The organism is Rhizobium sp. SRDI943 (assembly GCF_057653695.1).
On the sequence record NZ_CM172787.1, the window covers coordinates 1,827,875 to 1,851,255 of the forward strand.

The following is a 23,381-nucleotide window of genomic DNA, read 5'->3' on the forward strand; positions in this document are numbered from 1 at the left end:
GCCAGAGAATAGTGGCTAAAAATAATGCAGTTCTATTGTGTGCCCGAAAGATAATCATTTGATTTCCAAGGACCTCGCAGCGCCTTTCCAAATCGGACCCGTGTCCGTGCGGAACCGCGTTGTACTGGCGCCGATGTCCGGCGTCACGGATATGCCCTTCCGCGAGCTTGCCTGGCGCTTCGGCGCCGGCCTCGTCGTCACCGAGATGGTGGCGAGCCGCGAACTGGTCAACGACACGGCCGAATCCTGGTCGCGGCTCAGCGCTGCGGGCTTCCGGCCGCATATGGTGCAGCTTGCCGGGCGCGAGGCGCACTGGATGGCGGAGGCGGCCAAGATCGCCGCCGATCACGGCGCCGATATCATCGACATCAACATGGGTTGCCCGGCAAAGAAAGTGATCGGCGGTTATTCCGGCTCGGCGCTGATGCGCGATCCCGATCACGCGCTCGGCCTCATCGAGGCGACGGTCAAGGCCGTCGACATTCCGGTGACGCTGAAGATGCGCCTTGGCTGGGATGAGAATTCGATCAACGCGCCTGATATCGCCCGCCGCGCCGAGGCGGCGGGCATCCAGCTTGTGACCATTCATGGGCGCACCCGCATGCAATTCTATGAAGGCCGCGCCGATTGGGATGCGATCCGCGCCGTCCGCGAGGTGATCTCCATTCCGCTGATCGCCAATGGCGATGTCGAAACCGCAGGCGACGCGCAGGAAATATTGCGCCGCTCCGGCGCCGATGCCGTGATGATCGGCAGGGGCTGCCAGGGTAGGCCGTGGCATGCCGGTGTCATATCGGGAGCGCCCGAGCCGCTACCGCAGGAGATCGCCGAGATTGCCGTCGAGCATTACCGGATGATGCTGGATTTCTATGGCGAGGCGGTGGCAATCCGCCACGCCCGCAAGCACCTTGGCTGGTATCTCCAGCGTTTCGCGCCTGATCTGTCAGGCGCTGAAAAGGCGGAGATCATGACCTCGCGCGACCCGCACGAGGTGGCCGCGCGCCTTTACGATGCGCTTGCGGCCAGTGTTGTCGACAGCCGGGAGGCGGCATGATGAAGGATATGACATCTCCGTCCGATCACGCCGGCGGGACCGTCGCCATGGCCGTGCTGAACGCCATCCAGAACCCCGTCATCATGGTCGACGAATCCGGCTTCGTCGTTTTCGCCAATTGGGAGGCGGAGGCCTTCTTCGGCGCCAGCGCCTCGCATCTGGCGCGTTACCGGATTTCGACCTTCATTCCTTTCGGCAGCCCGCTGCTTGCCCTGATCGACCAGGTGCGCGAGCGCAAGGCGCCGGTCAACGAATATCGCGTCGACCTGAGTTCGCCCCGCCTCGGCCAGGACAAGCTCGTCGATCTCTACGTCGCCCCGGTGCTCAGCGAGCCCGGCGCCGTCGTCATCGTCTTTCAGGAACGCTCGATGGCCGACAAGATCGACCGGCAGCTGACGCATCGCGCCGCCGCCCGCTCGGTGACCGGCCTTGCCTCGATGCTGGCGCACGAGATCAAGAACCCGCTCTCCGGCATACGGGGTGCTGCCCAGCTGCTCGAACAGTCCGCGGTCGATGAGGACCGTGCGCTGACCCGGCTGATCTGCGACGAGACCGATCGCATCGTTTCGCTGGTCGACCGGATGGAAGTCTTTTCCGACGAACGCCCTGTCGACCGCATGCCGGTCAATATCCATTCCGTGCTCGATCATGTGAAGGCGGTCGCCAAGGCGGGTTTTGCCCGCAACATTCGCGTCACCGAGAGTTACGACCCCTCGCTGCCGGCCGTCTATGCCAATCGCGACCAGCTCGTCCAGGTCTTCCTCAATCTGGTGAAAAACGCCGCCGAAGCGGTCGGCGATCGGTCGGACGGCGAAATCATGCTGACGACGGCCTATCGCCCTGGCATCCGTCTTTCGGTCGCCGGCACGCGTGAAAAGATCTCGCTGCCGCTGGAATTCTGCGTCCATGACAACGGCCCCGGCGTCCCCCTCGATCTGGTGCCGCATCTCTTCGATCCCTTCATCACCACCAAGCCGAACGGCAGCGGCCTCGGCCTGGCGCTGGTCGCCAAGATCATCGGCGATCACGGCGGCATCATTGAATGCGACAGCCAGAACAGCCGCACGACATTCCGCGTTCTCATGCCGGCGTCGAAGGACGCCTCGCTTGAAGACGCCTCTATAGCAAGCTCGACAGGACCTTCTCGATGACAGCCACGATCCTCGTTGCAGATGATGATGCGGCCATCCGGACCGTGCTCAACCAGGCTTTGAGCCGCGCCGGTTATGACGTCCGTATCACCTCCAACGCCGCTACCCTCTGGCGCTGGATTTCGGCAGGTGAGGGCGATCTGGTCGTCACCGATGTGGTGATGCCCGACGAAAACGCCTTTGATCTGCTGCCGCGCATCAAGAAGGCGCGGCCCGACCTGCCGGTCCTCGTCATGAGCGCCCAGAACACCTTCATGACCGCCATCAAGGCCTCGGAGAAGGGCGCTTACGATTATCTGCCGAAGCCCTTCGACCTCACCGAGCTGATCGGCATCATCGGCCGGGCGCTCTCCGAGCCGAAGCGCAAGCCCGCCAAACTCGAAGACGACATGCAGGACGGCATGCCGCTCGTCGGCCGCTCGGCGGCGATGCAGGAAATCTATCGCGTGCTCGCCCGACTGATGCAGACCGACCTGACGCTGATGATCACCGGCGAATCCGGCACCGGCAAGGAACTCGTCGCCCGCGCGCTGCATGATTACGGCAAGCGCCGCAACGGCCCGTTCGTCGCAATCAACATGGCGGCGATCCCGCGTGACCTGATCGAATCCGAACTCTTCGGCCATGAGAAGGGCGCCTTCACCGGCGCGCAGACGCGCTCGACCGGCCGCTTCGAGCAGGCCGAAGGCGGCACGCTCTTCCTCGACGAGATCGGCGATATGCCGATGGACGCCCAGACGCGGCTCTTACGCGTCCTGCAGCAGGGCGAATATACCACCGTCGGCGGCCGCACGCCGATCCGCACCGATGTGCGCATCGTTGCCGCCACCAACAAGGACCTGAAGCAGGCGATCAACCAGGGCCTTTTCCGCGAAGATCTCTATTACCGCCTCAATGTCGTGCCGCTGCGCCTGCCGCCGCTGCGAGACCGCGCCGAGGACATTCCCGATCTGGTGCGCCATTTCATCCAGCAGGCGGAAAAGGAAGGTCTCGGCTCCAAGCGCTTCGATCAGGAAGCGCTCGAACTGATGAAGGCCTATGCCTGGCCGGGCAACGTCCGCGAACTAGAGAACCTCATCCGCCGCCTGATGGCGCTCTATCCGCAGGATGTGATCACCCGCGAGATCATCGACGCGGAACTTCGCTCCGACGTGCCCGACAGCCCGATCGACAAGGGGCCGATGCGCAGCGGCTCGATGACGATCGCGCAAGCCGTCGAAGAGAACATGCGCAGCTACTTCGCAGGCTTCGGGGACAATCTGCCGCCGCCCGGCCTCTATGATCGCGTGCTGACCGAAATGGAATATCCGCTGATCCTCGCCGCCCTGACGGCGACGCGCGGCAACCAGATCAAAGCGGCCGATCTTCTCGGTCTCAACCGTAACACCTTGCGCAAGAAGATCAGGGAACTTGGCGTCTCGGTCTACAGGAGTTCTCGCACCGCCTGAGCCTGTTCGGGGGCGCGATGAAAAGAAGGCGGCGGGCCCTCATGTTTGCCCACCGCCCACCCTCCCGGCGTCCGCCGCCACGGTCGGGAGGAGAGGTGAGCCTATCTGAGCCAAGTTGCGGTTTATATCCAAGCAGACAAACAAAGATGCGGTGTCATTCAACAGTCACATAAGCATTTGTGAGGAGTGATGTGACGCCGGGTGAATGTCATTGAAGTTGCTGCGAACGTCGTCGCCGTGCCTGTGGATAAGCTGTGGACATCCGGTGGATGACGTGATCAATCAGCGGGCGATAATGTCGCAGATTCCAATCGCATGTTGCCTCTCCGTTCCGAATCTCATCATTCTGCCGTTGCTGCTGTCGACCTCCGCCGCAAACGTCGTCGATCGCATGCCACGGGGCGCTCCGACTGATGTCGTTGAGCGCCCTTTTTCTTTACGGTCGGGGGCTGGCGGGAACTGCGACATCGTGTTTTGGGCAACTTGCGGGCTGAGCCTCGCATATCGTTGCGCATGCCATAGATTACGCGAATCGGTCGTCGATCAATCGGGCGACGCCGACCCCGGTGAGCAGCCGGCACATATTCATAATTTGCGGGAGTTGCATGATGGAATATCGACGTTTGGGAAAGTCGGGCCTGCAGGTGAGCGAGTTCGCCTTCGGCTCATGGGTGACGTTCGGTAAGCAGGTCAATGGAGGCGACGCCGTCGACCTCATGAAGCTTGCCTATGACAACGGGGTGAACTTCTTCGACAATGCCGAAGGATACGAGAGCGGCAAGTCCGAGATCGTGATGGGCGAGGCGCTCAGCAGGCTCGGCTGGAGCCGCGACAGCTTCGTCGTCTCCAGCAAGGTCTTCTGGGGAGGCCAGAAGCCGACGCAGCGCGGCCTGTCGCGCAAGCATGTGACCGATGCCTGCCATGCAGCGCTTAAGCGGCTTCAGGTTGATTACCTCGACCTCTACTTCTGCCACCGCCCGGATATCGACACGCCGATCGAGGAAACGGTCCGGGCGATGCACGATCTCGTCGCCCAGGGCAAGGTGCTCTATTGGGGCACGTCGGAATGGTCCGCGCAGCAATTGACGGAAGCCTACGCCGTTGCCCGCGACCTGCGCATTACTCCGCCGACCATGGAGCAGCCGCAGTACAACATCTTTGAACGCCAGAAGGTCGAATCCGACTATCTGCCGCTCTACGACCTGATCGGCCTTGGCACCACGATCTGGTCGCCGCTCGCCTCGGGCGTCCTGACCGGCAAATACAACAACGGTGTCCCTGCCGACAGCCGTATGAACCTGCCGGGCTACGAATGGCTGAAGGAAAGTGGTCCAGTGATGCCGGCCTTGCCCAGCTCAAACAAGTTGGCGAGCTCGCAAAGCTCGCGGACGAGATCGGCATATCGATCACCCATCTCGCCCTTTTGTGGTGCCTCGCCAACCGCAACGTCTCGACCGTCATTCTTGGAGCCTCGCGCGCCAGCCAGCTGCAGGACAATCTCGCGGCCCTCTCACACCGAGAGAAGATGACGCCTGACGTGCTGGACCGGATCGACACGATCGTCGGAAACAAACCCGAAGGACCACGTCGCTTCTAGAGAAAACAAACCTCTCGACGGGCCAGATCAACGCCCGTCGAGAGACGTCGCTGGCCAATCGTTCCAGCACCATGGCGCGTGAGAGGGCCTGCGTATCCGTGACTAGGTTGGATCGGCTGTAACGAGCTTTTTGCAACAGTGACATGCTAGGGAGGCGGGATGCATTTTCTTGAAGTTTTCGCGATCGGAAGTCTTATAGCCGCTGGAATTTTTCACGTCTGCATGCTCTTCGCCTTCGAGCACCTGACCAGTAAGATCAACAAATATGGGCCGAACTTGGTAACGAAAAGGGGAAGGGCGCTCCCCGAAATTGATCAGAACAGCCAAGTGATTCCACGGGAATTGAAGAGTCAATTCGTGCTTTACAGGCAGTGTTGGATCGTTTTCATGGTCGTGTTTATGATGCCTGTGGCGGTTTACTTGATCAGTAAGGCAAAATGAAACGCTCTAAGTTTCGTATCCTTGCGTGGCTGTTATTTTTCTGCGCCATCAGTCAGGGGAAAATCGAGGCGAATTTGACAGGGATCAGTCTTTTCGCAAGACCTGATAGCTTTGCCAGTATGTATCTGAGAATAAACGCTTTCGATGAATCCTTCACTCGCTGCCGGATCGCCATGGACCTTGCAAGTGCGATCGGTGATGCCAGTTGCAGAAGGTCTCTACGACTCATCAACGAGTTCTCTGACCTGGTCGGTATGGGTGTAATACGCGATGACGACGAGAAGACGCTCAAACGGGTCTTAGATTTTCTGATCCAATACAGGGATCATAGTAAATGAGCCTGCAGTCTAGTTTTCAACACGACGGAAAGGCTGACGGCACACAGCATGGCAAACGGCAGGCGATTTGCCCAGCCTACAGCGTCTGCTCGTCAGTGTATCATCCGGCAACCGCGACGCCGCGACTGCGAAAGCATGGCCGACGAGACAAGGTTAACACGGCTTGACAATGTGACGAGACGCGTTGCATTTTCGCCACAATGCGTTGCTTAAAGGTCACGCAAGGGTTTTGGACATTCGCTCCCGATCGAGTCGTTGCAGCGCTGGCTTTCTAAAGCCGGCGTTGCTTGGTTTTCGATCGGATGGCGAGGGCGGCAGGTGTCGTCTGAAGAGAGGCCGAATGACGCAGGATGGGGTATCGCCGGCGGCGGCGGGCGAGACGGTGACGACAGTGACCGACCGCCGCGCCCTTTTTGCCGTGCCCGGCCTGGTGCTCGCCGGCGGCGCGCTTCTCTGCGCCACAGCGACGCTTTTCGTGCTGCTCGGCCTGACGCCGATCGCCCCGACGTCGCATGTCGTCATCACCTCGGTGATCGTCAATTCCTTCTTTGTCCTGACGCTGCTCGCCTTGATCGGCCGCGAGGTGGCAAGGCTGCTGAAAGCCCGCACCCGCGGCCGTGCGGCAGCCCGCCTGCACATCCGCATCGTCGTGCTCTTTTCGATCGTCGCGATTACGCCGGCGATCCTCGTCGCCATCTTCGCCAGTATCACGCTGAATGCCGGCCTCGACCGATGGTTCGCGCTGCGCACCCAGTCGATCGTCAGCTCGTCGCGCAATATCGGCCAAGCCTACATGATGGAGAATGCCAGCTACCTGCAGGGGCAGACGGTCTCCATGGCCAACGACCTGGAGCGCAACCGCGCGCTCTACAGCCTTGACAGGACCGGTTTTGCCGACCTGATGACCCGCCAGGCGAGGGGCCGCGGCCTGCTCGGCGCCTTCCTCGTCGAGCGCGACGGCTCGGTGATCGTCCAGGCCGACATCGCCACCGAAAAGCCGCTGCCGGCCATTCCACAGGACGCACTGGAAAAGGCTGCGGCCGGTCAGCCGACGCTGATCCCGCCCGGCGTCACCAATCTCGTCGGCGCCATCATCAAGCTCGACGCCATCCAGGGCACCTTTCTCTATACGGTGCGCGCCGTCGATCCCAAGGTCATGGGCGCCATGCGCATGATGGAGGAGAACGCCACCGAATACCGCTCGATGGAGGCCAACCGCTTCTCGCTGCAGGTCGCCTTCGCCGTGCTCTATATCGGCTTCGCGCTGATCGTGCTCCTGGCGGCGATCTGGACGGCGATCGCCGTCGCCGACCGCATCGTCCGGCCGATCCGCCTGCTGATCACGGCGGCCGACAGCGTTGCATCGGGCAATATGGATATCGTCGTGCCGGTGCATGCCGTCGACGGCGACGTCGCCAATCTCTCTCGCACCTTCAACAAGATGATCTCCGAAATTCGCACCCAGCGCGACGAGATCCTTGAGGCCAAGGACGAGGTCGACGACCGCCGCCGCTTCATCGAAGCGGTGCTGTCGGGCGTCACCGCCGCCGTCATCGGCGTCGAGCAGGATCGCCGCATCGCCATCGTCAACAGTTCGGCCGAGACGCTGATGTCGTTGTCGGCCGACGAAATGCTCGGAAAGCAGCTGGTCGACATCGCGCCGGAGGTCGATCACGTGCTGACGGAGGCTGCGGTGCGTTATCGCGGCGATTTCCGCAAGCAGATCGCGCTGGTGCGCGGCGGCACGGTGAGGACGCTGAGCGTGCAGGTCACCCGCGAGGAAGTGCGCGACATGAGCGAATCCTACGTGATCACGCTCGACGACATCACCGATCTCGTCATCGCCCAGCGCTCGACCGCCTGGGGCGACGTGGCCAGGCGCATCGCTCATGAGATCAAGAACCCGCTGACGCCGATCCAGCTGTCCGCCGAGCGCATCCAGCGCCGTTACGGCAAGCAGATCGACCCGGATGACCGGACCGTCTTCGACCAGTGCACGGATACGATCATCCGCCAGGTCGGCGACATCGGCCGCATGGTCGACGAATTCTCCGCCTTTGCTCGCATGCCGAAACCCACCAAGGAGCCGAGCGATCTGCGCAATATCCTGCGCGACGCGATCTTCCTGCGCGAGATGGGCAACCATCACGTCACCTTCGGGCAGGATTTCGGCGACCAGCCGCTGGAAGGCCTGTTCGACAGCCGCATGCTCGGCCAGGCCTTCGGAAATCTCATCAAGAATGCCGTTGAATCGATCGAGGCCGTTCCTGGCGACGAACGGGACGAACGCAAGGTTCTCGTCCGCGCCGCCCTCGATACCGGCCGCGACCGCTTCACCGTCGACGTGATCGACAATGGCCGCGGCCTGCCGGTGGAGAACCGCCACAGCATTCTGGAACCCTATATGACGATGCGCGAGAAGGGCACCGGCCTCGGCCTCGCCATCGTCAAGAAGATCATCGAGGAACATGGCGGGCAGCTCGAGCTGCATGATGCGCCCGCCGATTTTGACCGGGGAAGAGGGGCCATGATCCGCGTGCATCTGCCACGTCTGGATCCGACGCCTGCTGCCCCCGCAGCCAATGACAAGGAAAGCGTTTATGGCCTCTGATATTCTCGTCGTCGACGATGAGCACGATATTCGCGAGATCGTTTCCGGCATTCTCTCCGACGAAGGGCACGAGACGCGCACGGCCCATGACAGCGACAGCGCACTGGCGGCGATTTCCGATCGCGTGCCGCGGCTGATCTTCCTCGATATCTGGATGCAGGGCAGCAAGCTCGATGGTCTCTCACTGCTCGACGAGATCAGGACTCGCCATCCGGAACTGCCCGTCGTGATGATATCAGGCCATGGCAACATCGAGACCGCCGTCTCGGCGATCAAGCGCGGCGCCTTCGATTTCATCGAAAAGCCCTTCAAGGCCGACCGGCTGATCCTGATCGCCGAACGCGCGCTGGAGAATTCCAAGCTGAAGCGCGAGGTCTCGGATCTGAAGCGCCGCACCGGCGATGCGCTGGAGCTGATCGGCACCTCGGTTGCCGTCTCGCAGTTGCGCCAGACGATCGAGAAGGTTGCGCCGACCAACAGCCGCATCATGATCCTCGGCGCGTCGGGCTCCGGCAAGGAGCTGGTGGCGCGGATGATCCACAAGAAGTCGGCCCGCGCCAACGGCCCCTTCGTTGCGATCAACGCCGCCAACATCACGCCCGAGCGCATGGAAGTGGCGCTGTTCGGCACCGAGGGCACGCCCGGCCAGGCGCGCAAGATCGGCGCGCTCGAAGAAGCCCATCGCGGCATCCTCTATCTCGACGAGGTCGGCGAGATGCCGCGCGAGACGCAGAACAAGATTCTCCGCGTCCTGGTCGATCAGCAGTTCGAGCGGGTCGGCGGCTCCAAGCGCGTCAAGGTCGATGTCCGCATCATCTCCTCGACCGCATACAATCTCGAGAGCCGCATCGCCGAGGGATGGTTCCGCGAGGATCTCTATCATCGCCTTGCCGTCGTGCCGGTGCGTGTGCCCGCGCTTGCCGAACGGCGCGAGGACATTCCCTTCCTCGTCGATCAACTGATGCGCCAGATATCGGAGCAGGCCGGCATCCGTCCGCGCCGTATCGGCGACGACGCCATGGCGGTGCTGCAGGCGCATGACTGGCCCGGCAACATCCGCCAGCTGCGCAACAATATCGAGCGGCTGATGATCCTTGCCCGCACCGACGGCCCGGATGCGCCGATCACCGCCGACATGCTGCCGACCGATCTCGGCGACATGCTGCCGAAGGTGTCCGCCAAGAACGACTATCACATCATGACGCTGCCGCTGCGCGAAGCCCGCGAGATGTTCGAGAAGGATTACCTGATCGCCCAGATCAACCGCTTCGGCGGCAACATCTCGCGCACCGCGGAATTTGTCGGCATGGAGCGTTCGGCGCTCCACCGCAAGCTGAAGTCGCTCGGCGTCTAAGTGTATCCGGCGCGGCCGACCCCGCGCCGCGTCCCATATTGCTTCCCGGAAGACCAGGTTTCCCATGCCGAGAATTGCCTATGTGAATGGCCGTTACGTCAAGCATTCCAATGCCAGCGTGCATATCGAGGATCGCGGCTACCAGTTCGCCGATGGCGTCTATGAGGTCTGCGAGGTGCGCCACGGCTATATCGTCGATCTCACGCGCCACCTGAACCGTCTCGACCGATCGCTTGGTGAGTTGCGCATCGCCTGGCCGATGGGCCGGGCGGCGCTGACGCAGGTCATTCGCGAGACGCTGCGCCGCAACCATGTCCGCAACGGGCTTTTCTACATGCAGGTGACACGCGGCGTCGCCCGCCGCGATCACGTCTTTCCGGCCGAGGGAACGCCGCCCTCACTCGTGATCACCGCCAAGAGCACCGATGCCAGGATCATCGCCGCCAAGAACGCCAATGGCATCAAGGCGATCACCCTTGTCGATAATCGCTGGGACCGCGTCGACATCAAGTCCGTCGGCTTGCTGCCGAATGCCATGGCCCGCCAGCAGGCCAAGGAAGCCGGCGCCCAGGAAGCGATCTATACCGACGGCGACGGCATGGTGAAGGAAGGGGCGGCGACCAATGTCTGGATCGTCGATCCTGATGGAACGCTGGTGACGCGCCCGGCCGAACACGGCATTCTGCGCGGCATTACCCGCACCACTCTGATGGATGTCGGAGCCAAGCTGGGGTTGACGATCACTGAGCGGAACTTCTCCGTTTCGGAGATGCTCGCAGCCCGCGAGGTCTTCCTCACTGCAGCCACAAGCATTTGTTTTCCGGTCGTTTCCGTCGACGGCCAGCCCATTGCCAACGGTCATCCGGGCAGCGTTTCGCAGAAAGTCCGCGAGGCCTTTTTCGACGTTGCGGAAAAGATTGCGATTTGATACCAAGATTTGCTGGACAGGTGGAATGAGGATGCCACCGGTCTTCGCATGGTGAGGTTGATTGATATTCTACTGGCCGGATCAGGTCGGCAATAAAGAAAGAAGCGGCGCGATGGCGGAACGTTCTCAGAATCTTCAGGACTTATTTCTCAATACTGTTCGCAAGCAAAAGATTTCCCTGACAATCTTTCTGATCAACGGCGTGAAACTCACGGGCGTTGTTACGTCTTTTGACAATTTCTGTGTTCTTCTTCGCCGTGACGGCCATTCGCAGCTCGTGTATAAGCATGCGATCTCGACGATCATGCCGGGCCAGCCCATGCAGATGTTCGAGAGCGAAGAAGCAGCGTCCTAACAGGATCAGCCGTCATTTCGACACGCGATACCAAGAACGATTCGATCATCCCTGAGGCCGCCAAGCACAGGGACGACATGCGCGCGACTGTCGTCGTGCCGGTTCTGAAATCGCGCAGTCGCGGCGGCCAGGGCGAATCGGCCTCGACCCGCACACCGGAAAGCCGGCTCGAAGAGGCGACGGGCCTTGCCCAGGCGATCGACCTCGATGTCGTCAACGGCTCCATTGTCCCGGTCAACGATCCGCGACCGGCCACACTGCTCGGCACCGGCAAGATCGAGGAGATCAAGGCACTGCTCGATGAGCGCGATTCCGGTCTCGTCATCGTCGATCATCCGTTGACTCCGGTACAGCAGCGCAACCTCGAAAAGGTATGGAACGCCAAGGTCATCGACCGGACGGGCCTCATCCTCGAAATCTTCGGCCGCCGCGCCTCCACCAAGGAAGGCACGCTGCAGGTCGACCTCGCCCATCTGAATTATCAGAAGGGCCGCCTCGTCCGAAGCTGGACCCACCTTGAACGCCAGCGCGGCGGCGGCGGCTTCATGGGCGGTCCCGGCGAAACCCAGATCGAAGCCGACCGGCGGATGCTGCAGGACCGCATCATCAAGCTCGAACGCGAGCTGGAGCAGGTCGTGCGCACCCGCCAGCTCCACCGCGCCAAGCGCCGCAAGGTGCCGCACCCGATCGTGGCGCTGGTCGGCTATACCAATGCCGGCAAGTCGACGCTGTTCAACCGCATCACCGGCGCCGGCGTGCTGGCCGAAGACATGCTCTTTGCCACGCTCGACCCGACGCTTCGGCGCATGAAGCTGCCGCACGGGCGCACTGTCATCCTGTCCGACACCGTCGGCTTCATCTCTGACCTGCCGACCCATCTGGTCGCCGCCTTCCGGGCGACGCTGGAAGAAGTGCTGGAAGCCGATCTCATCCTGCATGTCCGCGACATGTCCGATGCCGACAACCAGGCGCAGAGCTCCGACGTGATGCGCATCCTGAACGATCTTGGCATCGACGAGGCCGAAGCCGAGAAGCGGCTGATTGAGGTCTGGAACAAGATCGACCGGCTGGAGCCCGAGGTGCACGACACCATGGTGCAGAAATCGGCCGGCGCCAGCAACGTGGTGGCCGTTTCGGCCGTCAGCGGCGAGGGCGTCGATACGCTGATGGAAGAGATCAGCCGCAGACTATCCGGCGTGATGACCGTGGCAACGATCCGCCTTCCGGTCGACAAGCTGGCGCTGCTGCCCTGGCTTTACGATCACGCGATCGTCGACGGCCGCGAGGATAATGAAGACGGAACGATCACCCTCGACCTGCGCTTGTCCGAAACCGAAGCCACCGAACTCGAGCGCCGCATCGGCAACGGCCAGAAGTCTTCAAAGGAAGATTGGGAGCGGTAAGGTCGGCGAGACCAGCCCCTCATCCGGCTGCCGCCACCTTCTCCCCGTAAACGGGGCGAAGGGACAAGCCGCAATGTCTCGGCTCTCGCGCACCTCTGGTATGGCACGTCCCCTCTACCCGTTCACGGGGAGAGGGTTAGGGTCATATGCGCTAGGTTTAGCCCTGGACATAAGGAATCTGGTTGTGATTCAAGCTTTGGATGAAGATTCGTCCTGAGGTTTTGGATCATTGGCCGGAAGTGCGCGAGCGGCTTCCGGCGGGTTTTGACTTGGAAGCAACGGCGCGGTTGCGCGGTGCTTTTACGCGGGTGCGGGAAATCAAGAATGCCGAGACGCTGTTGCGGCTGGCACTTGCCTATGGCGGCCTTGGCATGTCGCTACGCGAGACCTGTGCATGGGCCGAAGCGGGCGGGATCGCCCGTTTGTCAGACCCATCGCTGCTTGAGCGGCTGTGCAAAGCGGCGCCTTGGCTTGGCGACATCGTGGCCGCGCTGATTGCCGAACAGGCCAAAGTGCCGACGGGGCGCTTTGCGGGATATCGCTTGCGTGTGCTCGATGGAACGTCGATTTGCCATCCAGGCGCTGACCGCACGACATGGCGGTTACATGTCGGCTACAACTTGGCAACGGCTCAGGTCGATCAGCTTGAGTTGACCGACATCCATGGTGCCGAGAACCTTCAGCGCCTTACCTACGCACCCGGCGATATCGTGCTGGCCGATCGCTACTATGCAAGACCGCGCGACCTGCGGCCGGTGATCGACGCCAGTGCAGACTTCATCGTGCGGACCGGCTGGAACTCGTTGCGCCTGTTGCAGACGAATGGCGAGCCCTTTGATCTGTTTGCCGCACTCGCCGCTCAGCAAGAGCAGGAAGGCGAGGTGCAGGTTCGTGTCCACGAAGGCATGACGGGGACGCCGCCACCACCGCCGCTGGCCCTGCGCCTCATTGTCCGACGCAAGGATCCGCAACAGGCCCAAGCCGAGCAGGAGCGTCTGCTCAAAGCCGCCCGCAAGCACGGCAAAAAACCCGATCCGCGCAGTCTCGAGGCGGCGAAGTACATTCTGCTGCTGACCTCGCTGCCGGCCACCACCTTCCCGCCGGCCGATATCCTCACCCTCTATCGCTTCCGCTGGCAAATCGAGCTGGCGTTCAAACGGTTCAAGAGCCTGGCCGGCCTCGACAGCTTGCCGGCCAAGAAGCCGGAACTGGCCCGGGCATGGCTCTACGCCAGACTGATCGTCGCCATCATCGCCGAACAGATTGCCGGGCAAGTCCCGGACTCTCCCCCCTCTGGATGTGGCAACCCCACTGGCTAGCCCCCCCATTGGCAAGCCCATCGCGCTGGCGTCTCATGAAGATCGCCCTGGCCACCATTTGCGCCGCCATCCGCGGACCACTTCTGTGGCAGGCCGTCTGTAATCTCGTCACGCGAAGTCGTCGCCACCTCTGTGAGCCGCCGCGACGACGCCGAAAACAATGCGACGATCTACACGCTCGCTTAACCTAGCGCATATGAGGGTTAGGGTGAGGGGCAGCCATCTGCACAAACCGGACAGCCGATACCTCACTCCGCTCCAACCACGATCGCCCTTTCAATCGCCTTCGCCGCCTGCCAGATTTCCTCCATCCGCTCCAGCGTCGCGTCTTGCAGAGTCTCACCTTCTGCTTCAAGAACCTGTTCTATATGGCTGAACCGACGACGGAATTTCGTATTAGTTCCGCGCACTGCCTGTTCCGGATCGGCCTTCACATGCCGGCCGATATTGACGACCGCGAAGATCAGATCGCCGAGCTCGTCGTTGACCTTTGCCTGATCGCCTTCGCGAAGGGCCACCCGCAATTCGCCGATCTCCTCCTCGATCTTGTCGAGGATCGGCTCGGGCGCTGACCAATCGAAGCCGACCTTGGCGGCGCGTTCCTGCAGTTTCAGTGCTTCCGTCAAGGCCGGGAAGCTGCGCTGTACGGAGCCGAGGAAGCCGCTGTTGAAGTCCTCGGTGATGCCGCGCCGTGACCGTCGCTCGGCGCGCTCGCGTTTCTCCGCCTGCTTGATCTCGTCCCATTGTCTCTTCACCGCGTCTGGCGTATCCGCCGCCGAGCGTGCAAAGACGTGCGGGTGGCGGCGGATCATCTTGGCAGTGATGGCGTTGACCACGTCGCCGAAGGAAAATTCGCCGGCCTCCTCGGCCATGCGGGCGTGAAAGACCACCTGCAGCAGCAGATCGCCCAACTCGTCGCAGAGATCGTCCATATCGCCGCGCTCGATCGCGTCGGAGACCTCATAGGCCTCCTCGATCGTATAGGGCTTGATCGTCTCGAAATTCTGCACGATGTCCCAGGGGCAGCCGGTTTCGGGATGGCGCAGCGCCGCCATGATCTCGATCAGCCGCGAAATGTCTTTGGAAGGTTCCATGTTGCCTCAGTTCAGCGGGCCTCGGTTCGTGGGCCTCAATTCAGCGGCCCTCAATTCAGAGGAATGTCGTTGGCGTTCTTCGACGACTGGTAGCTGGTCGACAGCGCGTCGTAGCGCGCCTTGATGCGGGCGGTTTGCGTCTTCAGCGCGGTCTTCAGCTGAGCCTCCTCGGTCTCGACCAGATCGGCGATGGCAAAGCTGTTCCAGAATGCGTTTTGCCTGCGGTAGCCGCCGGGTTCAAGCCCGAAGACTTCCTTCAGGATCTTCAAATCGTGCGGAATGGCGAAGGCGTCGCGCGAATCCTCATGGCTGAAGAAATAATAGAAATTGTCAAAGCCGGCCCAGGTGATCGCCGACATGCACATGGTGCAGGGTTCGTGCGTCGAAAGGAAGATCAGATCCTTGGTCGGCGGCTTGTCGCCAAGCTCGTAGAAACGCTTCAGCGTATGCACCTCGCCGTGCCAGAGCGGATTTTCCAGCTCGTTATTGGTCTCGGCGACGACAAGCGAAAGATCGGATTTCCTTAAGATCGCCGCACCGAACACCTTGTTGCCAAGCGAAACCCCACGCTCCGTCAGTGGCAGGATATCGTCTTCCATGACCGAAAGCAGGCGGGAGGCAATGGTCTTATCAGGCATGAGGACACTCCAGTTTTCCTCAGTCTATCGCCTTGGCGGCGCGAGTGAAATGCGTCAAGCACGGGTGGACGTCTTTTGTCACAGGCTTTATACTGCACCGCAGCAAGCGGGCTGGGAACATGCGGCTTTTGGGACGCACGGGTGACTTTTCTCAAATCACTGACGGCACGAGCAAAAGAATACCTGTTTGCTTGGGCTTTCGAATTTCTGTTCCTTCAATCCCTTGTCGATCAAGGGCATATTCCGGCAACCTCGAAGTGGATTGATGATGCCTCCCAAGACTGAACAGCTTTCGGTATTTCCCGCCTTCTTTCGCGTGGAAGGCCAGAAGACGGCTGTCTTCGGCAATGGCGACGAAGCGTTCGCCAAGGTGCGGCTGCTGCTCAACACGCGGGCGCGGATTATCGCCTATGCCGACCGGCCGGAAGCCGATTACCACGCTTTCCTGATCGCCAACCGGATCGAGACCGTACGCGCTGCCTTCGCAGCCGAACAGGTCGAGGGTTCGGCGCTCGTCTTCGCCGCAACCGGCGATGAAGCTGACGACCGCAGCATCGTCGATGCCGCCCGCGCTGCCAGAATTCCGGCCAATGCCGTCGATCAACCCGATTACTGCGATTTCTTCACGCCGGCGCTGGTCAACCGCGCCCCCGTCGCCGTGGCGATCGGCACGGAAGGGGCAGGGCCGGTTTTGGCGCAGATGATCCGCGCGCAGATCGACCAGCTTCTTTCGCCCTCGCTCGGCCGTCTTGCCGGGCTGGCGACGAGCTACCGCAAGGCCGTCGAACAACTGATTCCCAGAGGCGTCTCCCGCCGGGTCTTCTGGCGCCGTTTCTTCTCCGGTGCCGTGGCCGATGCGGTCGCCAACGGCAACCTGCCGCAGGCCCGGCATGCCGCCGACCGGCTGCTGCACGCGATGGACAAGGTCGCCGGCCACGTCTGGCTGGTTGGCGCCGGTCCGGGTGCCGAGGACCTGCTGACGCTGCGCGCCCAGCGCGTGATGATGGAAGCCGATGTCATCGTCTATGACGCGCTGGTGCCGCAGGCGATCGTCGATATGGGCCGCCGTGATGCCGAGCGGCTTTCCGTCGGTAAGCGCAAGGGCTGCCACTCGAAGTCCCAGGAAGAGATCAACGACCTGCTGGTCGATCTCGGCAGTCAGGGCAAGCGCGTCGTCCGTCTGAAATCCGGCGATCCGCTGGTCTATGGCCGGGCAGGGGAAGAAATGGCGGCACTGCGCGCTGCCGGCATCACCTATGAGGTCGTGCCCGGCATCACCTCGGCTTTCGCCGCCGCTGCCGATTTCGAGCTGCCGCTGACACTGCGCGGCGTCGCCTCCTCGCTGGTCTTCACGACAGGCCATGATCTTACAGGCGACGTGCTGCCCGATTGGGCAAGCCTTGCCGTCTCCGGCGCGACGATCGCTGTCTATATGGGCCGCACGGTTGCCGCCTCCGTCGCCGAGCGGCTGATGCAGGCGGGCATCCCGTCTGAGACCACCGTCGCCGTCATCGAAAATGCCAGCCGCGCCGATCGCCGCCTGCTGCATGGCACGCTCGCCGATCTGCCCGATCTGCAGCACCGCGACGAATTAACAGGGCCCGTCATGGTCATCATCGGCGATGCGGTCGCCGGTGCCAATTTCGAACTGTCCGAGCCCTTGGTGCGCGCAAACGCCCGGCTCGAGGAACTTGCAAGGAGCTGAATATGGGTGACAAGGTTCTGACCGCCAACCGGCTGACGGACGGCATTGCCGTCTGGCTGGATGCGAACGGGAAGTGGTCCACCTCGCTGCAGGAGGCGCTTGTTGCCCGTCATGCCGAGGCCGTTGAGGCGCTGGAGGCGATCGGCAAGAAATCCTATGCCGACAACGAGGTGGTTGACGTCGCCGTTGTCGACGTTCAGGAAACCAACGGCATTCTCTGGCCTCTTCGCCTTCGCGAGCGCATCCGCGCGCAGGGCCCGACCATGGAATATGCCCCGGGCTACGCTCCTGCCGATCCCGAATTCATTGCAGTCTGAGGAAGACGATGTACCGTTACGACGAATTTGACCATGCCTTTGTTACCGAGCGCGTCGAGCAGTTTCGCGATCAGGTCGAGCGCCGCCTTTCCGGCGAGCTCGCCGAGGACGCGTTCAAGCCGCTGCGCCTGATGAACGGCGTCTACCTGCAGCTTCACGCCTACATGCTGCGCATTGCCATTCCCTATGGCACGCTGAGCTCCCGCCAGCTGCGCATGCTCGCCCATATCGCCCGCACCTATGACCGCGGCTATGGCCACTTCACCACGCGCCAGAACCTGCAGTTCAACTGGCCGAAACTGTCCGACATTCCCGATGCGCTTGCCGACCTTGCCAGCGTAGAGATGCATGCGCTGCAGACCTCGGGCAATTGCATCAGAAACGTCACGGCCGATCACTTCGCCGGTGCCGCCGCCGATGAGATCGCCGATCCGCGTCCTTACGCCGAAATCCTGCGCCAGTGGTCGTCGGTCCACCCGGAATTCTCCTTCCTGCCGCGCAAGTTCAAGATCGCCGTCACCGGCGCCGAGCGCGACCGCGCCGCAATCCAGGTCCATGATATCGGCCTGCACGTGAAGACGAACGACAAGGGCGAGATCGGCTTTGCCGTCTATGTCGGCGGCGGCCAGGGCCGTACGCCGATGATCGCCAAGCTGATCCGCGACTTCCTGCCCGAGGAAGACCTGCTCTCCTACACCACGGCCATCGTGCGCGTGTACAATCTGCACGGCCGCCGCGACAACAAATACAAGGCCCGCATCAAGATCCTGGTGCACGAAACCGGCACCGAGGAACTGACGCGCCAGGTGGAGGCTGAATTCGCCGCGCTGAAGGATACCGAGCTCAAGCTGCCGGAAAAGGACGTCCAGTCGATCGCTGCCTATTTCGCGCCGCCGGCGCTGCCCCAACGCGCCGAAGGTTGGGAAAACCTTGCCCGCTGGAAGAAGGCCGATTCCGGTTTCTCCCGCTGGGTTCAGCAGAACGTGCAGCCGCACAAGAACCCCGATTACGGCATGGTGACGATTTCGTTGAAGCCGATCGGCGGCATTCCGGGCGATGCCTCGGATGCGCAGATGGATGCGATTGCCGATCTCGCCGAGGAATATGCCTTCGACGAAATCCGCGTCAGCCATGAGCAGAACCTGATCCTGCCGCATGTGGCGCTTGCCGATCTCGAAGCCGTCTATCGCGGCCTCGTCGCCATCAATCTGGCGGAAGCCAATGCCGGCCTGATCACCGATATCATTGCCTGTCCCGGGCTGGACTACTGCGCGCTCGCCAATGCGCGCTCCATTCCGCTGGCACAGGAAATCTCCCGCCGCTTCGGCAATGCCGAACGCCAGGCCGAGATCGGCGAGCTGAAGATCAAGATCTCCGGCTGCATCAATGCCTGCGGCCATCACCATGTCGGCCATATCGGCCTGCTCGGTGTCGAGAAGAAGGGCGCCGAACTCTACCAGATCACCCTCGGCGGCTCCGGCGACGAACATACCTCGATCGGCGAAATCATCGGCCGCGGCTTCGAGCCGGACCGCGTGACGGACGCGATCGAGACAATCGTCGACACCTATCTCGGCCTGCGCCTCGATCAATCCGAGAACTTCCTCGCCGCCTATCGCCGCGTCGGACCGCAGCCATTCAAGACTGCGCTCTACGGCTCGGCCGCCGAAGCGGCATAAGGAGGGGATGATGACGAAGATCTGGAGAGAAACCGGTTTTGTCGAAAACGATCCCTGGGTGATCGAGACCGACGAGGTAAAGGCGACCGAGGAGCAGAAGCCGCTGCTCGGTCTCGACGAACTGATCGCCAGGGCCGACGAAAGCAACGATGTCGGCCTCGGCGTGCTTATCAAGCCGGCCGACGATGTGCGCCGGCTGGAGCCCTATCTCGATCGCCTCGAAATCGTCGCCGTCGCCTTTCCGGCTTTCAACGACGGCCGCGCCTTCAGCCATGCCTCGCTGCTGCGCCAGCGGCTCGGCTACACCAACGAGCTGCGCGCCGTCGGCGACGTGCTGATCGACCAAGTGCCACTGATGCTGCGCGTCGGGATCGACAGCTTTTCCGTCACCAACGCCACGGCGCTGAATCGGCTTTCTGAAAACCGTCTTCCCGCCATTCCCCATCATTATCAGCCGGCGGTGCGTGACGCCGAAGCGGGCAAGGGCTATAGTTGGCGCCGTCAGGCGAAGCCGGCCGCATGAGCGACCGGTTCGTCCTCGTATGATGACGGAACGGTAGCATGAAGACATTCGAAGTGGCGGTGATCGGTGGCGGTCTGGCCGGTATGATTGCTGCAATCGCGCTGGCGCGCGGCGGCCGCAGCGTGGCGCTGGTGGCGCCCGTTGCTCCGAAGGAAGACCGGCGCACCACGGCGCTGATGGATCAGTCGATCCGCTTCCTCGACCGCCTAGCGATCTGGGAAAAGCTCCGCCCCGCAGCCGCTCCTCTGACCAGCATGCGCATCGTCGACGGCACCGATCGGCTGCTGCGCGCGCCGACCACCACTTTCCGCGCGGCCGAGGTCGGCCTCGATGCCTTCGGCTACAATTTCCCCAACAAGGCGCTGACCGGCATTCTCGAAGAGGCCGCGGCCGGCGAGGGCAATATTACCCGCTTCACCGATATGGCCGAATCGATCGAAATATCGGCCGTTTCAGTCTCGATCACGCTTACCGGTGGCGAGATGCTGTCGGCCGATTTTGCCGTCGGCGCCGATGGCCGCGGCTCGAAGCTGCGCGAGACCTCAGGCATTGCCGTGCGCAACTGGTCCTATCCGCAATCGGCCATGGTGCTGAATTTCGCCCATTCGCTGCCGCACCAGAATATCTCGACCGAATTCCACACCAAACACGGCCCCTTCACCCAGGTGCCGCTGCCGGGAAGCCGCTCCAGCCTGGTCTGGGTGCAGGATCCCGCTGAGGCGGCGAACCGCATGGAATTGCCGCTTGCCGAGCTCGGCGCCCTTGTCGAGGCGCGCATGCAGTCCATGCTCGGCAAGGTCGATGTCGAAGAGGGCGTCCAGGTCTGGCCGCTCTCCGGCATGATGGCGCATCGTTTCGGCAAGGGACGCATCGCGCTGATCGGGGAGGCCGCCCATGTCTTCCCGCCGATCGGGGCTCAGGGGCTGAACCTCAGCCTGCGCGATATCATGGCGCTTGCCGATATCCTCTGCGACAGGGCGGAATTGCCGGTGCCGGCCGACGCCGGCGAAAGCTTCGACCGCAAACGCCGCGCCGACATCATGACGCGCACGGCAAGTGTCGATATTCTCAACCGCTCGCTGCTTTCGGATTTCCTGCCCGTCCAGATGCTGCGCGCTGCCGGCCTGCACATCCTCTCGGCCATACCGCCGCTGCGCAATATCGTCATGCGTGAGGGCATCGAGCCGGGCCGCGGCTTCCGCGATATTCCGGAGGCGCTACGGGAAAAGCTGAAGCGGAAGAAGGCCTGAGCGGATCACGATTAGCCAGAGCGAAACAGTCACCACCGAAAACACCGTCGTGATCAGGATCGTCGCCGAGGCGCGCTCCTGCCAGACGCCATACTGCTGACCGATGACGAAGACGTTGGTCGCCGTCGGCAGTGAGGCGAGCAGCACGGCCGCCTGGATCCAGACCGGTTCGAAACCGCCAACCGCCGTCAGCGCAACGAAGACCGCGATCGGATGAAGGATCAGCTTCGCCGGCACGATATAGGAGATTTCTGCCGGGATCCGCTTCAACGGTCGGAGCGCCAGCGTCACGCCCATGGCAAAGAGCGCGCAGGGCGCCGCCGCCTGGGCGAGATAGTCGACGAGGCGCTGAAACGCCGGCGGCTGGTCGATGTGCAAGGCGGCCACCGCAAAGCCCTGCGCGGTCGACAGGATGAAGGGATGCAGCGCCACCTTCCGGACGATATCGGCGGCGAGTTGGCCTGTTGAACGCTTGTCGTCGCCGGCCGCCGCCATCAGCGCCGGCGCCACGATGAAATGCAGCGCGTTTTCGAAGCAGATGATCAGCGCCACCGGCACGGCTGCGCCTTCGCCGAGCGCCAAGAGTGCCAGGCCCGGTCCCATATAGCCGATATTGCCATAGGCGCCGGCAAAGGACTGGATGGTGCAATCGGCCAGCGAATTGCCGCGCACGACGCGGCCGATGACGAAAAGCAGGATGAAGACCGCATAGGTCGCCGCGATATCGGTGACAATGAAATCGAGGCGCGTCAGCTCTTCGATCGGCGTGCGCGAGACGAGCTTGAAGAACAGCGCGGGCAGGGCGGCATAGATGATGAAAGTGTTCAGCCAGCCGAGCGCTTCGGCCGGCTGCTTGGTCGCCTTGGCGGCGATGTAACCGATCAGGATCAGGCCGAAGAACGGCAATAGCAGGCTGACAATATCGGCCAAGAGGTCTTCCAGGGCGCGGGGATGATCGGCGGGTCAGGATCTGACTTAAGCAATTCCAGCAAAAGTGTGTAGCGGTTTTTCGTCAGGAATTGCGCAGAAACAAGAGCAATTCCAGCGAAACTGTGTAGCGGTTTTGCGTTCGGAATTGCTCAAAAAAACAAACCAGTAGAGCGTGGACTCATTCACGCGATGAGTACACGCTCTGCGACCGCCAACAAGCGATCAATAGTCCCAGAAGGCCGCCACCCAACGAAAGGCGTCGCCGTCCACCGCCACCCGGCCGACGGAGGGAAACGGCAGGTGAGTGGCCACCAGCTGCTCGCCGGTCTCCGCCAGTTCCCGCAACAGACGGACCCGAACGCGCGCCGCCTCCTCGGGGTCGTGTTCGAAGCCGTTGTACCAGTCCGGATGTTCAAACCCGACCGCGAACACGGCGTCGCCGGCAAACATTAGCCTGTCGCCGCCGGAGGCCACGCGGACCACGCTGTGGCCGGGGGTGTGGCCGCCGGTGCGATGGACGACCACGCCCGGCGCCACCTCGTACTCATCATCGAACAGCCTGAGATGGCTGCGATACTCTTTGGCGAATCGCTTGGCGGTCGCCCGAAGCGCGTCCGGGAAGCCCGGCGGCATGGAGACCCGAGAGAAATCGGGCGCCTCCCAGAACTTGACCTCTGCCGCCGCCACGTGGATCCGCAGGTCCGGACGCAGCTGGTCCTTCACTCCGTCGACGAGCAGCCCGCCAATGTGGTCCATGTGCATGTGGGTCAGGACCACGTCGGTCACCGACGCAAGATCGATGCCGGCGGCCTCCAGTCGCTTGATCAGCTGCCCGGCCCGCGGCAGGTGCAGGTCCGGGTCGAGCCCCAACCCGGCGTCGAGAAGTATGGTCTGGTCGCCGCTGCGTACCACGACCACGTTCAGCGCCCAGTCGAAAGCGTCCGCTGGCAGGAACATGTCTTTCAGCCAGGCCGCTCGGACGGCGGGATCGATGTTGTGTCCCAGCATCGCGGTTGGGAGCGGTAGCACCCCGTCGCTGACCACCAGCACCTCAATCTCGCCGACCTGCACCGCGTAGCGCGACGGAACCAATTCGTCGAGCCGAGGTCTGCCGGTGTGTGCGGTGTTTTCCAGGCTCATCTTTGTCTCAAGGTTCATGTTCGTCTCCTTCTGACCGCCGCCTTAAACACGGCATCGACGACGCTACATGGAGCCGTGTTTTCGATCGATTGGGTCGAGGGATAAG

General features: G+C 62.3%; 19 protein-coding genes and 1 pseudogene. 16 read left to right on the plus strand and 4 right to left on the minus strand.

The annotated features are described in order from the left end of the window. Nucleotides 1–37: 37 nt before the first annotated feature. The 11 genes and pseudogenes from dusB to AC245Y_RS09690 all read left to right on the plus strand — a co-directional run bounded on the left by dusB (nt 38) and on the right by AC245Y_RS09690 (nt 13,999). The gene (dusB, locus tag AC245Y_RS09640) at nt 38–1,054 is read left to right on the plus strand and encodes a tRNA dihydrouridine synthase DusB (RefSeq protein ID WP_017993998.1); all 1,017 of its coding nucleotides are present in this window, start codon (nt 38–40) and stop codon (nt 1,052–1,054) included. Beyond that, a complete protein-coding gene (locus tag AC245Y_RS09645; protein ID WP_017993999.1) occupies nt 1,051–2,205 on the plus strand; it encodes a two-component system sensor histidine kinase NtrB in 1,155 nt (384 codons plus the stop codon). The genes dusB and AC245Y_RS09645 overlap by 4 nt, the downstream gene beginning before the upstream one ends. Then, nucleotides 2,202–3,653: a nitrogen regulation protein NR(I) gene (gene ntrC, locus AC245Y_RS09650; protein WP_012757342.1), complete on the plus strand. Its 1,452-nt coding sequence runs from the start codon at nt 2,202–2,204 to the stop codon at nt 3,651–3,653. Before AC245Y_RS09645 ends, ntrC begins: the two co-directional genes overlap by 4 nt. A gap of 608 nt (nt 3,654–4,261) precedes the next feature. Continuing rightward, nucleotides 4,262–5,250, plus strand: a pseudogene (locus tag AC245Y_RS09655) (potassium channel beta subunit family protein). A 437-nt stretch (nt 5,251–5,687) separates the two neighbouring features. After that, nucleotides 5,688–6,029 carry a hypothetical protein gene (locus AC245Y_RS09660; protein WP_012757345.1) on the plus strand — a complete coding sequence of 114 codons (342 nt, stop codon included), beginning with the start codon at nt 5,688–5,690 and terminating at the stop codon, nt 6,027–6,029. Between the two features lie 340 nt (nt 6,030–6,369). Further along, nucleotides 6,370–8,640 (plus strand): sensor histidine kinase NtrY-like, encoded by a 2,271-nt coding sequence (locus AC245Y_RS09665; RefSeq protein ID WP_017994000.1) that lies wholly within the window; start codon nt 6,370–6,372, stop codon nt 8,638–8,640. Next, complete coding sequence (gene ntrX, locus AC245Y_RS09670; protein ID WP_003559163.1) at nt 8,630–9,994, plus strand: nitrogen assimilation response regulator NtrX; 1,365 nt, start codon at nt 8,630–8,632, stop codon at nt 9,992–9,994. The genes AC245Y_RS09665 and ntrX overlap by 11 nt, the downstream gene beginning before the upstream one ends. 64 nt (nt 9,995–10,058) lie before the next feature. Further along, nucleotides 10,059–10,922, plus strand: a complete 864-nt coding sequence (locus AC245Y_RS09675; RefSeq protein WP_012757347.1) for a D-amino-acid transaminase — start codon at nt 10,059–10,061, stop codon at nt 10,920–10,922. Between the two features lie 112 nt (nt 10,923–11,034). After that, nucleotides 11,035–11,277 (plus strand): RNA chaperone Hfq, encoded by a 243-nt coding sequence (hfq, locus tag AC245Y_RS09680; RefSeq protein ID WP_003539403.1) that lies wholly within the window; start codon nt 11,035–11,037, stop codon nt 11,275–11,277. A 77-nt stretch (nt 11,278–11,354) separates the two neighbouring features. Then, a complete protein-coding gene (hflX, locus tag AC245Y_RS09685; RefSeq protein ID WP_012757348.1) occupies nt 11,355–12,680 on the plus strand; it encodes a GTPase HflX in 1,326 nt (441 codons plus the stop codon). A 269-nt stretch (nt 12,681–12,949) separates the two neighbouring features. Beyond that, nucleotides 12,950–13,999 (plus strand): IS4 family transposase, encoded by a 1,050-nt coding sequence (locus tag AC245Y_RS09690; protein WP_245273995.1) that lies wholly within the window; start codon nt 12,950–12,952, stop codon nt 13,997–13,999. A 248-nt stretch (nt 14,000–14,247) separates the two neighbouring features. On the opposite strand, the gene mazG is transcribed toward AC245Y_RS09690, so the two are convergent. Then, a complete protein-coding gene (gene mazG / locus AC245Y_RS09695; RefSeq protein ID WP_012757349.1) occupies nt 14,248–15,093 on the minus strand; it encodes a nucleoside triphosphate pyrophosphohydrolase in 846 nt (281 codons plus the stop codon). A gap of 50 nt (nt 15,094–15,143) precedes the next feature. Beyond that, on the minus strand, nt 15,144–15,731 hold the full coding sequence (locus AC245Y_RS09700) for a deaminase (protein WP_017994002.1): 588 nt from the start codon (nt 15,729–15,731) through the stop codon (nt 15,144–15,146). 268 nt (nt 15,732–15,999) lie between these two features. Between AC245Y_RS09700 and cysG the strand changes: the two genes are divergently transcribed. Genes cysG through AC245Y_RS09725 form a run of 5 tightly spaced genes read left to right on the plus strand, consistent with a single transcriptional unit; the run spans nt 16,000 to nt 21,205 of the window. Further along, nucleotides 16,000–17,436: a siroheme synthase CysG gene (cysG, locus tag AC245Y_RS09705; RefSeq protein WP_026157344.1), complete on the plus strand. Its 1,437-nt coding sequence runs from the start codon at nt 16,000–16,002 to the stop codon at nt 17,434–17,436. A 2-nt stretch (nt 17,437–17,438) separates the two neighbouring features. Then, entirely contained in the window at nt 17,439–17,753 is a 315-nt protein-coding gene (locus tag AC245Y_RS09710; RefSeq protein ID WP_012757352.1) for a DUF2849 domain-containing protein, read from the plus strand. Between the two features lie 8 nt (nt 17,754–17,761). After that, complete coding sequence (locus AC245Y_RS09715) at nt 17,762–19,432, plus strand: nitrite/sulfite reductase (protein ID WP_017994004.1); 1,671 nt, start codon at nt 17,762–17,764, stop codon at nt 19,430–19,432. Nucleotides 19,433–19,442: 10 nt separating this feature from the next. Next, nucleotides 19,443–19,955, plus strand: coding sequence for a DUF934 domain-containing protein (locus AC245Y_RS09720; protein WP_017994005.1), 513 nt, complete (start codon nt 19,443–19,445; stop codon nt 19,953–19,955). 38 nt (nt 19,956–19,993) lie between these two features. Then, the gene (locus AC245Y_RS09725; protein ID WP_017994006.1) at nt 19,994–21,205 is read left to right on the plus strand and encodes a UbiH/UbiF family hydroxylase; all 1,212 of its coding nucleotides are present in this window, start codon (nt 19,994–19,996) and stop codon (nt 21,203–21,205) included. Here the strand turns inward: AC245Y_RS09725 and AC245Y_RS09730 are convergent. Beyond that, on the minus strand, nt 21,173–22,135 hold the full coding sequence (locus AC245Y_RS09730) for an AEC family transporter (protein ID WP_017994007.1): 963 nt from the start codon (nt 22,133–22,135) through the stop codon (nt 21,173–21,175). The genes AC245Y_RS09725 and AC245Y_RS09730 overlap by 33 nt on opposite strands. Nucleotides 22,136–22,357: 222 nt before the next feature. Beyond that, on the minus strand, nt 22,358–23,293 hold the full coding sequence (locus AC245Y_RS09735) for an MBL fold metallo-hydrolase (RefSeq protein WP_017994008.1): 936 nt from the start codon (nt 23,291–23,293) through the stop codon (nt 22,358–22,360). Nucleotides 23,294–23,381: the final 88 nt, after the last annotated feature.

Coding starts and splice junctions, on each gene's coding strand:
- AC245Y_RS09645 (WP_017993999.1), top strand. CDS start 1,051: ATGATGAAGGATATGACATCTCCGTCCGATCACGCCGGCGGGACCGTC.
- ntrC (WP_012757342.1), top strand. CDS start 2,202: ATGACAGCCACGATCCTCGTTGCAGATGATGATGCGGCCATCCGGACC.
- AC245Y_RS09660 (WP_012757345.1), top strand. CDS start 5,688: ATGAAACGCTCTAAGTTTCGTATCCTTGCGTGGCTGTTATTTTTCTGC.
- AC245Y_RS09665 (WP_017994000.1), top strand. CDS start 6,370: ATGACGCAGGATGGGGTATCGCCGGCGGCGGCGGGCGAGACGGTGACG.
- ntrX (WP_003559163.1), top strand. CDS start 8,630: ATGGCCTCTGATATTCTCGTCGTCGACGATGAGCACGATATTCGCGAG.
- AC245Y_RS09675 (WP_012757347.1), top strand. CDS start 10,059: ATGCCGAGAATTGCCTATGTGAATGGCCGTTACGTCAAGCATTCCAAT.
- hfq (WP_003539403.1), top strand. CDS start 11,035: ATGGCGGAACGTTCTCAGAATCTTCAGGACTTATTTCTCAATACTGTT.
- hflX (WP_012757348.1), top strand. CDS start 11,355: ATGCGCGCGACTGTCGTCGTGCCGGTTCTGAAATCGCGCAGTCGCGGC.
- mazG (WP_012757349.1), bottom strand. CDS start 15,093: ATGGAACCTTCCAAAGACATTTCGCGGCTGATCGAGATCATGGCGGCG.
- AC245Y_RS09700 (WP_017994002.1), bottom strand. CDS start 15,731: ATGCCTGATAAGACCATTGCCTCCCGCCTGCTTTCGGTCATGGAAGAC.
- cysG (WP_026157344.1), top strand. CDS start 16,000: ATGCCTCCCAAGACTGAACAGCTTTCGGTATTTCCCGCCTTCTTTCGC.
- AC245Y_RS09710 (WP_012757352.1), top strand. CDS start 17,439: ATGGGTGACAAGGTTCTGACCGCCAACCGGCTGACGGACGGCATTGCC.
- AC245Y_RS09715 (WP_017994004.1), top strand. CDS start 17,762: ATGTACCGTTACGACGAATTTGACCATGCCTTTGTTACCGAGCGCGTC.
- AC245Y_RS09720 (WP_017994005.1), top strand. CDS start 19,443: ATGACGAAGATCTGGAGAGAAACCGGTTTTGTCGAAAACGATCCCTGG.
- AC245Y_RS09725 (WP_017994006.1), top strand. CDS start 19,994: ATGAAGACATTCGAAGTGGCGGTGATCGGTGGCGGTCTGGCCGGTATG.
- AC245Y_RS09735 (WP_017994008.1), bottom strand. CDS start 23,293: ATGAACCTTGAGACAAAGATGAGCCTGGAAAACACCGCACACACCGGC.